12 protein-coding genes are annotated in these 15,332 nt (G+C 68.0%); 6 read left to right on the top strand and 6 right to left on the bottom strand.

The window, feature by feature from the left end; all coding sequences use genetic code 11:
* Positions 1-205 precede the first annotated feature (205 nt).
* A complete protein-coding gene (locus ABH933_RS15445; RefSeq protein ID WP_245401921.1) occupies positions 206-952 on the top strand; it encodes a DUF6319 family protein in 747 nt (248 codons plus the stop codon).
* Between the two features lie 14 nt (positions 953-966).
* Here the strand turns inward: ABH933_RS15445 and ABH933_RS15450 are convergent, their stop codons facing one another.
* On the bottom strand, positions 967-2,856 hold the full coding sequence (locus ABH933_RS15450) for a diguanylate cyclase (RefSeq protein ID WP_429425406.1): 1,890 nt from the start codon (positions 2,854-2,856) through the stop codon (positions 967-969).
* Between the two features lie 412 nt (positions 2,857-3,268).
* Here ABH933_RS15450 and ABH933_RS15455 point away from each other — a divergent pair, with 412 nt between their 5' ends.
* The 3 genes from ABH933_RS15455 to ABH933_RS15465 all read left to right on the top strand — a co-directional run bounded on the left by ABH933_RS15455 (position 3,269) and on the right by ABH933_RS15465 (position 6,192).
* Positions 3,269-5,011 (top strand): sodium:solute symporter family protein, encoded by a 1,743-nt coding sequence (locus tag ABH933_RS15455; RefSeq protein WP_429425404.1) that lies wholly within the window; start codon positions 3,269-3,271, stop codon positions 5,009-5,011.
* A 12-nt stretch (positions 5,012-5,023) separates the two neighbouring features.
* Entirely contained in the window at positions 5,024-5,257 is a 234-nt protein-coding gene (locus ABH933_RS15460) for a hypothetical protein (protein WP_215922634.1), read from the top strand.
* Between the two features lie 119 nt (positions 5,258-5,376).
* Positions 5,377-6,192 carry a class I SAM-dependent methyltransferase gene (locus tag ABH933_RS15465; protein WP_429425401.1) on the top strand — a complete coding sequence of 272 codons (816 nt, stop codon included), beginning with the start codon at positions 5,377-5,379 and terminating at the stop codon, positions 6,190-6,192.
* Between the two features lie 100 nt (positions 6,193-6,292).
* On the opposite strand, the gene ABH933_RS15470 is transcribed toward ABH933_RS15465, so the two are convergent.
* The gene (locus ABH933_RS15470; RefSeq protein WP_429425399.1) at positions 6,293-7,375 is read right to left on the bottom strand and encodes a hypothetical protein; all 1,083 of its coding nucleotides are present in this window, start codon (positions 7,373-7,375) and stop codon (positions 6,293-6,295) included.
* A gap of 122 nt (positions 7,376-7,497) precedes the next feature.
* Between ABH933_RS15470 and ABH933_RS15475 the strand changes: the two genes are divergently transcribed.
* On the top strand, positions 7,498-7,860 hold the full coding sequence (locus tag ABH933_RS15475) for an ArsR/SmtB family transcription factor (protein WP_215922636.1): 363 nt from the start codon (positions 7,498-7,500) through the stop codon (positions 7,858-7,860).
* Positions 7,861-8,393: 533 nt separating this feature from the next.
* Positions 8,394-9,044: an arsenate reductase ArsC gene (locus tag ABH933_RS15480; RefSeq protein WP_215922764.1), complete on the top strand. Its 651-nt coding sequence runs from the start codon at positions 8,394-8,396 to the stop codon at positions 9,042-9,044.
* An 88-nt stretch (positions 9,045-9,132) separates the two neighbouring features.
* Here the strand turns inward: ABH933_RS15480 and ABH933_RS15485 are convergent, their stop codons facing one another.
* From ABH933_RS15485 to ABH933_RS15500, 4 genes are all read right to left on the bottom strand, one after another.
* Positions 9,133-10,593, bottom strand: a complete 1,461-nt coding sequence (locus ABH933_RS15485) for a PepSY-associated TM helix domain-containing protein (RefSeq protein WP_429425397.1) — start codon at positions 10,591-10,593, stop codon at positions 9,133-9,135.
* A 404-nt stretch (positions 10,594-10,997) separates the two neighbouring features.
* Complete coding sequence (locus ABH933_RS15490; protein WP_429425395.1) at positions 10,998-11,435, bottom strand: hypothetical protein; 438 nt, start codon at positions 11,433-11,435, stop codon at positions 10,998-11,000.
* 292 nt (positions 11,436-11,727) lie between these two features.
* Entirely contained in the window at positions 11,728-13,386 is a 1,659-nt protein-coding gene (locus ABH933_RS15495) for an acyl-CoA synthetase (protein ID WP_429425393.1), read from the bottom strand.
* 202 nt (positions 13,387-13,588) lie between these two features.
* Positions 13,589-15,241: an acyl-CoA synthetase gene (locus tag ABH933_RS15500; RefSeq protein ID WP_429425391.1), complete on the bottom strand. Its 1,653-nt coding sequence runs from the start codon at positions 15,239-15,241 to the stop codon at positions 13,589-13,591.
* Positions 15,242-15,332 lie beyond the last annotated feature (91 nt).

A 15,332-nucleotide genomic window follows, 5' to 3' on the forward strand; every position in this document is an offset into this window, starting at 1 on the left:
AGGCTTACTATCCTGCCGGGTGGTCGAGTGTGAAAGCGGCGGCGGGCGCAGGCTGTTGCTGAACAATTGCCTGTGTCGGGGGCGGTGCTCGAGGTCCGCCGGCGATGTGGACTTGTCGGTGTCATGGGGCATGCTCTTGGCACGCAGACGTCCACGAACCCGCCCGGAGTGCACCATGTCAGCCCGACGAACGAAGCCGCAACCGTTGTCCGACACAGAAGTTCGGCAGATCGCCGCGGATCTTGCCGCGGGTCGCCCGCCGATGGTGTGGTTCACCGCGGAGGCGGTCGGAGTGCCCGAGGGGCGCTCCGGCAAGGTGCTCGCCCTCGGTGATCCGTCCGAGGGCGATTTCCTGCAGGTGAAACCCACGGGCTCCAAGGACGTGCTGTCGTTCTCGCCCACCGAAGTGACGCTGACCAAACCGGCCCGGCGCCCCGCGCCCGAGGCCGCCGCGAAACCCAGGAAGGACACCCCAGTGAGCATGCCCTCGTCCGTTGCACCGTCCGTCGCCTCCTCGCCCCTGCCGCCGAGCCCCCGCCCGGTGAGCACGCCCGAGGCCCCGGCCGCGTCGAAACCGGCTCCGGCGGAAGCCGATGGCCCCGCCGAGGGCGCAGCGCCCAAGGGGGCCGCGGCCAAGTCGGCGTCGCGTCCGGCTACCAAGGCGGCCGCCGCCGCGCGCAAGCCGAAGCCCCCGGAGGTCACGGTGACACTCTCCGGCACCGCCGACGGCGAATGGACCGTCGATGTGGTCAACGGCAAGAAGCGCACGGTGCGCGGGTTGGCGGTAGCCGGCTCGGCGGTTGCGCAGGCCGCGAAGCTACTGCATCCCGAGGTCGCCGAGGTGGTGGATTCGGTCCTGGATTCGGTGCGCAGCTCGCAGCGTGCCAAGGTGGAGCAATTGCAGTCCGAACTCGATCAGGCCCGCCGCGTGCTCGACGAGCTGCAGGGCTGAATTCCCGGGCCGGCCTAGACGGTCGTCTCGCGGTGCTGCCGGGGCCCACGCTTGTCGTTCCGCCAGGTTCGCCGGGCCTCGGGATGTCCGTGGGGGCGCATTTCGTCCTGGAAGACGTACCCGAGTGAATACTCCTTGGCGTGGTACATCGCCGAATCCGCCTCGCGGAGTAGGTCGTAGACCGTCACCTCGGGGGGCGCGCCGTCCCGGGGAGTCGAGGGGTGCGGGCCGACCGCCGGGCTCGGCGTGAGGTGTCCGTGCTCCTGCGCTGTGTGAGATTCCTTGGGCGGCTTGCCAGTCGGTGACGCGGCCGCGGGCTCGTCGGGTGTCGCTCCCGCGTCGGGCGCGTTGCGGGGAGATGTTTCGGTGGGCGTGCCGGTCGGTGTGTGGGCGCCGTCTCCGCTCGCGGGTACCGCCGCGGTGTGCACACCGTGCGCCGGCGCCGCGATGTGCAAGCCGTGGGTGGGCGTCGCGGTGTGATTGCTGTCGGACCGTCGCTCGTCCGGTGCTCCCCCCTGCCCGGCGTCGTCGTGCCGGGCATCGGAACGCGGTGCGCCGCAGGCGATTCCGATGCTGGCGGTGATCGATACCGCGCCGACGCTGAGCTCGAACGGCTTGCCGAAGGCCGCGATCAGCTTCTCGGCCAGTGTTGCGGTGTCCGTGCGGTCGGCGCGGGTCAGCACGACGAATTCGTCGCCGCCGTAGCGGGCGGCCACGTCGTCGTGGCGGATGACGCGGCGGATGCGCGCCGCCGCGTTGGCGATCAGCTCGTCCCCGATGGCATGTCCGTAGCTGTCGTTGACCGCCTTGAAGCCGTCGAGGTCGATGAACAGCAGGCACAGTGTGCGTCCCGCCCACCGCTCGTGATTGCGGGCCGGGGCCCGCAGCAGCGCCGAGCGGTTCAGCAGTCCGGTGAGCATGTCGTGGTCGGCCTGATACTGCGCGCGCCGCTCGCTGCGGGCGCTGCGCACGATGGCGCGCTCGCTGCGCAGCAGCACACCGATCAGCAGCAGCGCCAGCAACACCGACTCCACCGCGCGGTCGTAGACGCCGGGCCGGCTGGTCACGGTCGGCACCAGCGCGGCCACCACCAGCACCGCGGCGATCACGCCGGCGCGCTGGCGGGACTGGTCCGGGTGGACGCGCCGCTGCTGGCTCAGGGTGACCATCGTCGGATGCAGCGCCGCGAGGCCCACCAGCAGAAAGGAAATCAGCAGCGGGACAACCAGGATCCGGTGTGCCACGTGCAGCGTACCGGCGGCCTCGAGGTTGTAGCCCAAATCGGCCAGCAGGATCAAAGCCAGGCTCGCATGCAGCAGGCGCAGCGAGGTCTCCGCGCGCGTGGACGTGACCACCGAATGCACGATGACGGTCAGCAGCAGCGCATCGATCACCGGATAACAGGCCGCCACCAGAGCGGAAGGGCGCACACCTTGATCCAGCAGCGGTGAGATCAGCAGAGTCCACGAGGCCAGTAGCGCACCCAGGCCGATCAGTCCGGAGTCCAGCAGCAGGCCGCGGCTGTCACGGGCGCGGCGCGGCGTGAGCCACAGCAGCGCCGCGACGAAGACCCCCGCGTACCCGCTCAGGGTGAAAACATCGTCGAAGAGGTAGCGATTGGTGCCGAACAGTTCGCGCAGCGCGATGCCGATCGTGAAGAGCGCGACCGATCCGGCCAGCAGGTACCACGGCATGGGGGCCGGCGAACTGTAACGACGCAGCCCACGCACGATCATCGCGATCGATGCGGCCAGCACCGCGCCCAGGACGATCGCGATCACCGCCGTCAGGGAGGTGAGCAGCGGCAGCGCGATCGTGAGCGCCGCGACCATCGGCATGAACGCACCCCACAGCGGCCTGGCCAGATGCCGGGGGTCCGCGAAATGCCGTATGCCGAGCACCATCTCCCCTTATCCGCTCCGGTCCTCCATGAAGAATCGTGTTCTGCGGCGGGTCTGAACCGGCCTGCCGCGCGCGGGCGTCGGTGGACGAAAACAAGCGTTGTGGTACGTGCAGATGCCCCAGCCGATGTCCACACACTCGGCCGCCGAGACTCGGGCGACCGATTCGATCATGACATGAATGGCGGCTCCTTGTCGCGCACCCGAGGCCGCCAACATGCTCGAGTTCGACCGAAGGATGCCTGCCGTGCGTGCCGACGTGTCGGTCACGAGATTACAGGGGCGGGCCGTGGCGCCGATGCGGAATGCGCGAGCCCCGGTCAGACCACCCTGCTATGTGAGCGTTAACGGGCCGCTATGATCCCCGCAATGGCCGACCGGCCATCGGAGGATTTTGATCGAAACAGGAGGCTGCATGCCACCCCATGCCGCGCCACCAGGAATCTTCGACTCGGTGCTGACCGCAGGACCGGCGCAGGCCGTGCTCGCGGAGGGCAACAGCCTGCGCCTGGACGCGGCCCCCGTCGACTATGCCCTGGTAGCACTGTATTTCATCTTCGTTCTGGGCATCGGCCTGCTGGCCCGCCAGCGGGTGTCGTCGAGTATCGACTTCTTCCTGTCCGGGCGGTCGCTGCCCGCCTGGGTCACCGGCCTGGCGTTCATCTCCGCGAATCTGGGCGCGGTGGAGATCATGGGCATGTCCGCCAACGGCGCCCAGTACGGCATGCCGACCATGCACTACTACTGGATCGGCGCCATCCCGGCCATGCTGTTCCTCGGTGTGGTGATGATGCCGTTCTACTACGGCTCCAAGGTGCGCAGTGTGCCCGAATTCATGCGGCGGCGCTTCGGCACCGGCGCGCATCTGGTCAACGCGATCAGCTTCGCGCTGGCGCAGGTGCTGATCGCGGGCGTGAACCTGTATCTGCTCGGCTCGATCGTGAACGTGCTGCTGGGCTGGCCACTGTGGGTGTCGATCATCGTCGCCGCGGTCATCGTGCTGTCGTACATCACCCTCGGTGGTCTGTCGGCGGCGATCTACAACGAGGTGCTGCAGTTCTTCGTGATCGTCGCGGCGCTGTTGCCGCTCACGCTGGTCGGCCTGCATCGCGTCGGCGGCTGGAACGGGTTGAGGGACAAGGTGTCCGCGCTGCCCAACGGTTCGGAGCAGATTCACTCCTGGCCCGGTAATCAGCTCAGTGGCTTCTCCAACAACTTCCTGTCGGTCGTCGGCATCGTGTTCGGCCTGGGCTTCGTGCTCTCGTTCGGGTACTGGACCACCAACTTTGTCGAGGTGCAGCGCGCGCTTGCCACGCATTCGATCTCCGCGGCCCGGCGTACCCCGATCATCGGCGCGTACCCGAAGATGTTCATCCCGCTGATCGTCGTCATCCCCGGCATGATCAGCGCGCTGATCGTCCCGCAGGTGGCCGAGTACAAGGCGACCGGCAAGGGCGATGTCACCTACAACGACGCGCTGCTGTATCTGATGAAAGACATTCTGCCCAACGGACTTCTGGGGGTGGCGCTGGCCGGGCTGCTGGCGGCGTTCATGGCCGGTATGGCGGCGAACATCTCGGCCTTCAACACGGTGTTCAGCTTCGACCTGTGGCAGCAGTACGTGGTCAAGGACAAGCCGGACGGGTACTACCTGAAGGTGGGCCGCTGGGCCACGGTCGGCGCCACCGTGATCGCGATCTTCACCGCGTTCATCGCCGGGAACTTCTCGAACATGATGGACTACCTGCAGACGCTGTTCTCGTTCTTCAACGCGCCGCTGTTCGCCACGTTCATCCTGGGCATGTTCTGGAAGCGGATGTCGGCCACGGCCGGTTGGGTCGGCCTGGTCTTCGGCACGCTGTCGGCGGTCTTCATCTTCATTCTCAGCAAGACCGACGTGATCAACCTGTCCGGTCAGGGCTCGAGCTTCCTGGCCGCCGGTGTGGCATTCGTGGTGGACATCGTGTTGAGCATCATCGTCAGCCTGGTGACCGCGCCGAAACCCGCCGCCGAGCTTGTCGGCCTGGTCTACTCGGAGACGTCCAAGGAACAGCTCACCGACGCCGACGCCGCCTCTCTGCCCTGGTACCAGCGCCCGGTGCTGCTCGCCGGAATCGCGCTGGCCCTGGTCATCGTGCTGAACATCGTCATCGGATAAGGAAGTGATGTAATGCTTTTCGACATCCGCACTATTGTCGGGGCGCTCATGGGGCTGTACGGAATCGTGCTGATCATCGTCGGGGCGATGAAGCACAGCGCGGCGGATCTGGCCCGCAGCGGCGGGTGGAACGTCAACCTGTGGTCGGGAGTCGCGATGGCGGTTCTCGGGGTGGGGTTCCTGGTGTGGGTTCGGTTGCGGCCCACCCAGATTCCGCCGTCCCAGCCGATCGATTCGGCCGAGTAGACCGCGCCCTCTCGTAGATCCGCACCCGCTTCGGCCGTCCGGAGCGGGTGCGGCTGTGTCGGGGTCCGGGTGTGCCGGTCGCCGTCGTGGTGGCCGATCCCTGAGTACTGTCTGGAGAGGTGAACGACACCGGACTCGTCGGAGTGCAGAAGACCCTCAGCCCCGTCCTGCGGGCCAAGGCGCTGGACAACCGGTTACCCGACCCGATCCTCGGTGACACCTGGGCCGAGCAGGCGATGCGCCGCCTCGACCCGGGGTACGACCGCCGCAGATTCGGCACCAGCCAGCTGGGCCTGGCCGCCGTGGTGCGCGCCAAGGTCCACGACGACTGGGCCCGGAGCTTCCTGGCCGAACACCCCGACGCGGTGGTGCTGCACCTGGGTTGCGGGCTCGACGCCCGGGTGTTCCGGATCGACCCGCCCGCCACCGTCGACTGGTTCGACCTCGACTACCCCGACATAGTCGAACTGCGGCAACAGTTTCTGCCGTCCCGCGAGCACTACACCCTCATCGGCTCCAGCGTCACCGACATGACCTGGCTGGACCGCATTGCCCGCGGCCGTCCGGTGCTGATGGTCGCCGAGGGACTGGTGCCCTACCTGACCGAGGCCGACCTCCGGCGGCTGCTGACCGGCATCGTCGAGGCCTTCCCCAGCGGGGGGATCCAGTTCGACACGGTCGCGGTCTGGGCGTGGCGCACCTCGAAATGGGATCCGACGTTGCGCCGATACGGCACCCAGTTCCATTGCGGCTTCGACGATCCGGCCGCGCTGGCCCAGTGGCACCCGCGCCTCGAGTTCGTCGACGAGGCCCCGATGAACGACTCGCCGCTGTTGATGGCCAAGGCGCCCGCGAACACGCGCCGCATCTTCCGCCTGCTGAATCTGCTGCCGGGTATGGCGCGGTCCACCCGCATCGTGCGGTTCCGGTTCTGATTCCCCGAGGGCCGACACCGCGAATGCGGTCACTGCGCGATGCGATTGCGGCATCGAGGAATCCGCGCCAGGTGCGGGTCGGAGACCGCGTCGACGTCCGTCAGATGATGCCGAATGCGACGAGTATGCCGATGATCAGCAGGACGCCGGCCGTTATCAGGTTGGCGCCCTTGTCGATCCACGCGCCGCGCAGCTGGTAACCGGCCAGGGTACCGAGCATCGTCAGGCCGACGATGGTGCCGACAGTGACCAGGGAGAACACGAGCAGCGTGCCGAGGGCGGCGGCGAGGCCCGCGGCGCTGGCGGCCAGGAAGACCGGAAGGATCGTCAGGTCGGGGGAGGCGGCGGCGCCGAACGGGACCGCGAACGCCAGGAATCGTGCTGTGCGACTGCGGTTGTCGGCGTATTCAGGGGCGTTGGCGATGGCGTCGTTCGTGTGGGAATGCGTGTGGGCACCGGCTCCGGTGCGCCCGGCGTCATGGCCGTGATCGTGGTCGTGGGTATGCCGCGCAGGGGTACTCGTCGCGACTGCGAGCGTGGCCGCCGCGTGCTCCGGCGCGTGGTCGTGGTCGCCATCGTGGCTGTGCCCGTGGGTGTGGACCTGTTCGCCATCGTCATCGTGCCCATGGTTGTGGGTGCGCCCGTGGTCATGTGAGTGGTCGTGGGTGTGCCCGCCGGCGTGAGCGTGTTCATGATCGTGCGAATGCTGGAGTGCGGCGCTCGTGGCGACCGTAAGCGGTTCCGCCGCAGCCCGAGTCGCGTGGTCGTGAGCCTTCTCGTTGTCGTGGCCATGTCCGTGATGGTGATTGTGCGAATGGCCTCGGCCATGTGCGTGGCTGTGCCCCCCGTTTTCGTCGTGGCTGTGGCCATGACCGCGGCCCAGCAGTTCCAGTACAAGGAAGACCGCTCCGGTGGCCAGCAGTACCCCGCCGACGATCAGGTTCTCGTGGCGCTCGACGGTGGAGCGGAATTGCAGGCCGACGCCGATGATTATCGCGCCCAGCAGCAGCGAGAAGCCGACGTGCGCCAGGCCCGCGAGTCCGGACAGCCGCAGCACCCGGCGCAGCGGATAGCGCTGGGTGCGGGCGATGACCGACAGCGGGACCCAGTGGTCGGGCAGGACGGCATGACCGAAGCCGACGCCGGCCGCGGCGGCGAGCAGAGCGGGTGCGGTGAAACTCATGTCCGGAAATATACTCTCATCTTCACTGATGTGAAGATGAGAACATGAATGATTGACACACCGGGTTGTGAACCGCCGGGTGTCACACTGGGTGGGCGACTGCGATAGAAGGACGGCGATCGATGACCATCAGCAGGGCAACCGAACGAACCACCTCGGCCGGTCATGCCGAGCGGTTGACCGAGGCGCAGGTGGGCGAGGCCGTGCAGATGCTGTCGATGCTCGCCGAGCCCACCCGGCTGCGCCTGCTGTGGGCCCTGCGCGAGGAGGAACTCGGCGTCACCGCGCTGGCCGAGGCCGCCGGGTGCAGCCCCACCGCCGCCAGCCAGCACCTGTCTAAACTGCGCCTGGTCGGCCTCGTGCAGCAGCGCGCCGACGGTCGGGCGCGCCTGTATCGGCTCTCGGGCGGTCACGTCCTGCGGCTGCTGTCGGAGGCGTTAGCGCAGGCCGAGCACACTGTTTCGAACCTCCCCCAGCACGGCTAGTCGGCCCGCTGCTCGGGCCTCCTATCGGGCGCCTCGCATTGCACGGTAAAGTCGGCGTGTCATCCGCTCGAGCTGATGCAGCGTGGTGCGGCGTCCCGCTCGCGGCTATCGGCGAGTTATATTGCGGCAATACGCGTTTCGAGGGTGTGTGAGCCCTGTTACTCGGACGGCACTCCGCTGTGGTTCGCACGTGCCGCAATCCGTCCGCGCTGGGCGGTTGCCGCCGCCGGGTCCGGCTCTTCGCTTCCAGTTACCGCTCCGCGGGGACGTAATCGGTTGCGTGACATGTCATTCGGAACATCGACGACCGTCGTGTCCGCATTGTCTCGTTCGATCGAAAATCCGGGAAAAGTTCTCTGCGCTAACGGTTTTCGAACAATGCAGCGTATCGGCGTTTTCTCCGGCGGTACGCGGTGGTGTCGTCTCCGAGTCCGGTGAGATTCATCTTCAGTTAGGTTGCCGTGAAGGGGCGGTAGTGCAACGCTGCCTATGTGTCCACGCCCGAGCGGACGAACCGGGCCGGGTATGCAGAGATCACCCCGGCGTACCGACTCCTCGACATCGTGCACGGCACGGCGCTGGCCCGTGCCGAGCGCCGGCTGTGCCGTGAGTTCACGATCCTGTTCGACGCCAATACGATTCACGAGTTTCTCCACGACGCCTATCGGGAGATCGGCGGCCGCTCATCGGTGCAGCTCTACCTCCCGGTGCTGGCCGAGCGCTTCGCCAGGCAGCGATTACACGCGCGGGCCAAGGTCGAGGGCCGGATCGAGCACGGGATACCGGTGGTGCTGTTCCTGTGCACGTTCAATGCCGGGCGCTCGCAGATGGCGCTGGGATACTTCGAGCACTACGCCCAGGATCGGGCCATGGCGTGGTCGGGCGGCTCGGAGCCGAGCGGTTCGCTGAATCCGGCCGCGGTGGCCGTCATGGCGGAGGTCGGCATCGATATCTCCCACGAGTTTCCCAAGGCCTGGACCGACGAGATCATCCGTGCCGCCGACGTCATCATCACGATGGGCTGCGGCGATGTGTGCCCGATCGCGCCGGGAATCCGGTACGAGGACTGGATCGTGGAGGATCCGGCCGGGCTGACGGTGGAGGAGGTGCGGCCGATCCGCGAGGATATCCGCCGCCGCGTGATCGACCTGCTGATCAGCATGGACGTGCGGTCGCCCGCCTAGGCCACGCAACCGGCAACCGCGGAGCGACCGGCCGCGGCCGCGGGATCCGCGCCCGGCGTCGGCCGCGGATCCCACCGGACGCGGCGGGTCAGGCCGCGGCGCGGCGGCGGGCGAATCCGAGCGCGACGTCCACCGCGAGGAAGCCCAGCAGGCTGACCCCGAGCACCGGTGCGAACCAACCGGCCAGCACCGTGACGGCGGTGAGCAGCGCGAGTACGGGCATCGGGAGACGGCGCAGCGTGCCGCGGCGCGGGGCGGCTCCCACCGCGAATCGGCCGGCGCGGTGGGGGCGGCGGCGCCACCACATCAGATAGCCGCGGCCGATGACGGTGACCAGCGCGAGCATCGTCACCAGCAGCAGCACCTGGTTGGCGAGGCCGAACATCATGCCCATGTGCAGCTGGATGCCCCAGTTGGCGAGCTTCGCCATCAGCGGCCAGTCCGCGAAACGCACGGTGTCGACGACGCCGCCGGTGCGGCCGTCGATCGCGATCGAGTCCTGGGCGAGCTGACCGGGGATGCGACGCTGCTTGACGACGTAGGCGGTGTCGTCCGTGGCCGGGACGGTGATCTCGACCGCGCCGTCGACCGCGTGCGCGCGTGCGACGGCGAATACTCGGTCCACCTCCGCCGCACGCGTCCGCGGATCCGGATTATCGTGCCGCGGGGCGTTCGAGCCCGGCGCGGGCATGTCCATCCCGGGCATTGCCGAACCCGTTTGTCGCGCAGTGGATCCCGTCAGTGCGGTGTGTGCCGTCGGTGTGGTCCAGCTCAGTGCCGCGCGCACCGCGTCCACGTGCGCCCCGGCATAGGTCGACCACGTCATGCCGGTGGCCGAGAGGAACAGCAGCGGCAGCAGGAGCCACATCCCCACGGTCGCATGCCAATTCATCGTCCGGAGTCGGCCCGTACGGTGACGATCCGGCCAGAGCAGGCGGCGCGCGATGCCGGGAGCACGCCGGGCGCGGCTGACCCACACCGCGACCCCGGCCAGCGCGACGACCCACAGCCATGACGCGGCAGCCTCGCTGTAGAGCCGCCCGGCCTGGCCCAGATGCAGGTTCCGGTGCAACTGATCGATCCAGGTTCGCAACGGCAGCGACCCTGAACTGCCGTACACCACAGTGGTTCCCACCGGGCGCGCGGTCACAGGATCCACGAATACCGCGCGCTGCTCGGACTCGCCCAGCGACGGATCGGTGAACAACACCCGGGTGGTGTCGCCCGCGCGCTGGGCCGGATCGACCGCCGCCAGTGCGAGTTTCGGATCGGTGGCCACCCCGGCGGCCACCTGATCCGACAGCGGTCGCGCCGTTCCGGTCGAATTCACGTGCAGCAGATCGTGATTCACGACTTGCTCCAGCGTCGGCGCGATGGCATACAGCGCGCCGGTGAGAGCGGCGATCAGAATGAACGGTGCGACGAACACCCCGGCATAGAAGTGCAGTCGCATCGCCAACGCGAACAGGCCGTTTCGCGTGTCGGATCTGTCGGGTGCGGGTGGCGGTGCGGGCTCGGTGGCGGTTTCGGATTGTTCGGTAGTGCTCACGATCGGTATCCCTTGCGATGGTCGGCACCCGTGGGATTGCGCCGCCGTGTGGGTGAATCCTGTTCGTGCGGCTGCGGCCGCCCCTCATGTGCGGACGCAGTCGCGCGCCGACCGGCCTGCGGCGATCCGACCACGGCTCAGCGCCGTAGGTTTCGATCCGCCCGGCCACACCTGGATGGGCTTACGGATCGCCCGGCTCCACAGGGCATCGATATGTACCGGGGCACAAGCCCGTCGATGATGCGCCGCAGCGCTTCACATCTGGCGAGTGTCGCGATACACCGGATAGCTCCGGCAATACAGGATTCACCCGTCGGCACCGTGACCGACGACCGTCCGGCAGAACGGTCACGACCTGCGCACATGCACGAAAGACCTTCGTGCACACGGGTGTAAAGGTGAATTCAGACTCCGGCAGGGGCGGGCGGGCCGCGGGTGTGGCAGGGATCGGCGGCGAGAATACGCTGAATGACGCTGTCGCGGTGCGTGATACGCAACGACGGCGGGCCGGGAATCGCAGGCGCCCGCAGGAGTAGCGGTAGCATCCGCGCCAGGGCCGCGGCCAGAATCCCGTACGCGGCCTCGGCGCCCCGAATGACAACGGCGGCGGCGAGAGCGGCAACCGTATGCGCGGCCAGCATCGCCGGAGTCCACATCGAGGCGTGACCGGGCATCGCGGCCATGTCGACTGACATGACGGCGTGGCCGAGCAGTTGCCCGCCGATGAGAGCGGAGATCAGACCGACCCTCGTCGTACGCAGGGGTCCCACGCCGGTTACCAGCGCTCCCACCACCGCGCAGGCAGCCACCAGCAGTAGCAGGGTGTGGGATCGCAGTGGCATATCGCCCGCCGCCCAACCGTGCGCCGCGATCGCCAGCGCCCCGGATGCCGATCCCGTCGATGCGCCACGCAGCTGTGCGGTTGCAGTAGCCCTCGAATCGGCAGTCCGAGGCGACCTCGCGGCGCCCCGTGATCCGGACGCGCGCTGTGTCCCGGCGAAGCCGGCTCCGCCCGCCCTCCGGCACGGTCGTGCCGACGCGCTCACGCGGGGCGCGTTGCCGGGGACGATGATCACCCGCCGATGATAACCGAGCGGATGCCGCGAATTTTCGGGCGCGGCATCCGCTCGGGACTCACTCGGTGGGGACGTCCATCTCCACCAGTGGTTTACGCAACAACTTCCCGGTGGCGTTGCGCGGCAGCTCGTCGAGGAAGATCACCTCACGCGGCACCTTGTACCGGGCCAGGTTGGCCTTGACGTAGTCCTTGATCTCCTGCACGTCGCGCGCCGAGTCGGGACCGGGAACGACGATGGCGCGCAGGCGCTTTCCGAATTCGCGATCGGCCACACCGACCACCGCGGCCTCGAGCACGTCCGCGCGCTGGGCGATCAGATGCTCGACCTCCTGGGGGAAGACGTTCTCGCCGCCGGAGACGATCATGTCGTCGTCGCGGCCGTCGATGAACAGCAGGCCGTGCTCGTCGAAGTGGCCGACATCACCGCTGGACATCATCCCGTCCACGGTTTCCTTGGTGCGACCGTCGGTGTAGCCCTTGAACGAATGTGCGCTCTCGATGAAGATCGTGCCGGTCACGTTCGGCCGGGTGATCCGCGTGCGGTTCTCGTCGTACAGGGCCAGCCGGATGCCGACCGGCGGCCGGCCCGCGGTGTTGGGCGCGATGCGCAGGTCCTGCGGCGTGGCCACGGTGATCAGCGCGCATTCGGTGGAGCCGTACACGTTGTAGAGCACGTCGCCGAAGTAGTCGAGGCTGCGGGTGACGACGTCCGGCGGGATCGCCGAGCCCGCCGCGAAAATCATCTCGAGCGACGACATGTCGTACTTGGCAAGGGTTTCCGCGGGCAGATCCAGCATGCGCTGCAGCATCGTGGGCACCACGACGAGCGAGCGCGCCCCGTATCGGGCGATGTTGGCCAGCGTGGCCTCGGGATCGAAACGCCGCTGCTGGAAGATCATCCGGTTGCCCAGCGCCAGCCCCAGGGTGAACTGGGAGAGTCCGGTGGCGTGGAACACTGGCGCGGCGACCACCATAGAACCGTTGCGCGGCAACGGAATCCGATCCAGAAACTGCGCGGAGATGAACGGGCTCACCTTCTCCCGCGGCGCTCCCTTCGGCGTTCCGGTGGTTCCGCTGGTGAGAATGACCGTGCCGCCGGGCTTTTCGGGCGCGGGCACGGAGGCGGGCGACTGCCCCGCCATCAGCGAATCCAGCGTCGGAATCGCCGGGTCCACGCCGTCCTTCTGGTCCACCCAGGTCAGGATGCGGGGGATCTCGGCCGGGATCGCGCTCATCAGCTCGACGAATTCGCTGTCGTGCAGGATCGCCTTGGCGCCCTCCCGCGCGGCCACGTCGGCCAGCTGTGGCTTGGCGAAGCCGGTGTTCATCAGCACCGCGCGCACGCCGAGCTTGCCGGTCGCGGCCAGGCTCAGCACTATGCCGCGATGGTCGCGGGCCAGCACCGCGATCACGTCGCCCTGGCGCAGGCCGTGGGCGGCCAGTCCGCGGGCGAGCCGGTTGGACTGCTCGTTGATCTCGCCGAACGTCATCTCGCCGCGCTCGTCGAGGATGGCGGCGGAGTCGGCGCTGGTCTTGGCCGCGTGCATGATCACACCGGCGAACGGGCCGTATTTGCCCACGTTGAGCGCCGAACTCAGGGCATGGTCCGGGCGCAGCGGATTGAACAGTCCGCGCTTGACCATCGCGTTGACGCTCAGGGCGAGGTCCTGTGCCTTGCGGACCGCAGTGCTCGCCGACGGAAGGGCAGCTGACATGGGTTACAACCTTCCGCGATCGCCTGACCAGGGCCGGGCGGACCGCAACATCGAGATCCAGTGCGGGTGCTAACACTAGCAAGCATGCCTACTCGGAAGTGGCCCGAGTCTCTGTAACCGACGGTACCCGCAAGATTGCCGGGCCCACTCTGTGATCTTGTACCACCTCAGCGCGTATCGGGCCTGTGATCGTGCACGATGTCTACTCGGCGAGCTTGTATTCCACCAGTTCGCGGCGCAGTAGCTTGCCGGTCGCGTTGCGGGGCAGGTCGTCGAGGAAGATCACCTCGCGTGGCACCTTGTAGCGGGCCAGATTGCCCTTGACGTACGCCTTGATCTCCTCGGCGTCGGGATTGGTGCCCGGCTCGGCGACGATGAACGCCCGCAGCCGCTTGCCGTATTCCACGTCGTCCACCCCGACGACCGCCGCGTCGAAGATGTCGGGCCGGGCGAGCAGCAGATTCTCCACCTCCAGCGGGAAGACGTTCTCCCCGCCGGAGACGATCATGTCGTCGTCGCGGCCGTCGATGAACAGCAGGCCGTGCTCGTCGAAATGCCCGACGTCGCCGGAGGACATGTAGCCGTCGATGATCTGCTTGTGCCGCCCGTCGGTATAGCCCTCGAAGGGCGCGCCGGACCGGATGAAGATGCGGCCGGTGACATTCCGGTCGTGGATGCGGCGGCCCTCGTCGTCGAACAGTACGACCTCGCAGGTCACCGGGGCCCGGCCCGCGGTGCCGGGTGCCAGCGCCAGATCCTGCGGCTGGGCCACCGTCGCGACCGCGCATTCGGTCGATCCGTAGAGGTTGTAGAGGGTGTGGCCGAAGGCCTCGGTGGCGCGGACGGTGAGCTCGGGCGACAGCGCCGAACCGGCGAGCACGATCGACTCGAGCGAGCTCAGATCGTATTGCGCGCGGATCGCCGGATCCAGTTCGACCATGCGGTGCAGCATCGTCGGCACCGCCACCAGCAACTGCACCCGGTGCTCGGCGATCTTGCGGAGGGTGTCCTCGGCGTTGAACCGGCGCGTCGTGATGACGGTATTGCCCAGCGCGACGGCGATCAGCCAGGTGGCCTGGCCCGTGCTGTGGAAGATCGGCGAGACGATCATCATCGTGCCCTGGCGCGGGAACGGGATCCGGTCGGCGACCTGCACGGTCGCCATCGGCGATATCCGGCCGCGCGGGGCGCCCTTGGGTAGGCCCGTGGTGCCGCTGGTCAGGATCACGAATCCGCCGACCCGCTCGGGCAACGGCAGCTCGGTGACCGGGTTGGTCGCGATCAGTTCCTCGATTGTCGTTGCGCCCGAAGGCACTTCGTGGCCCTCGTCGACCCAGGTCAGCACCCGGGGCAGGTCGCCCGGCAGGGCGTCGAGCAGCCCGATGAACTCGCTGTCGTGCAGCACCGCGCGGACGTTCTCCCGCTCACAGACCTGGGCGAACTGCGGTTTGGCGAAACCGGTGTTCATCAGGGCCAACCGCGCGCCCGCCTTTCCGGCCGCGGCCATCGCCAGCAGCAGCCCGTGGTGGTCGCGGGCCAGGATGGCGATCACCGTGCCGGGGGTGATGCCCATGTTCTGCAGACCGCGGGCCAGTGCCGTGGACTGCTCGTCGAGTTCGCGATAGGTCAGCGCGACGCGCTCGTCGACCACCGCGACCCTGTCGGGCCAGACCCGCGCCGCGTGCCGGACCGCGGTGGCCTGCGACCCCAGTACCGCGCCCTCCTTGGCCGTGCGCAGCGTCTCCTGCAGATTGCGCGGATCGATCAGCCCGCGCTCGCGCAGCACATTGACCCCGCGAATCGTCTCGACGGTGTGGATTACCTTGCGCTGTACCTGCTCCAGAACCGAGACCACCTCGACCACCTCCACGAGATCAACAGACCGGTGGTCTGGACGGTAGCAGGGAAAATGTGACGCCGGATACGGAAATCCGGCCAATTCGCCG

The sequence above is a fragment of the Nocardia sp. GP40 genome (genome assembly GCF_050434125.1).
In the GTDB taxonomy this organism is placed as follows: Bacteria; Actinomycetota; Actinomycetes; order Mycobacteriales; family Mycobacteriaceae; genus Nocardia; species Nocardia albiluteola.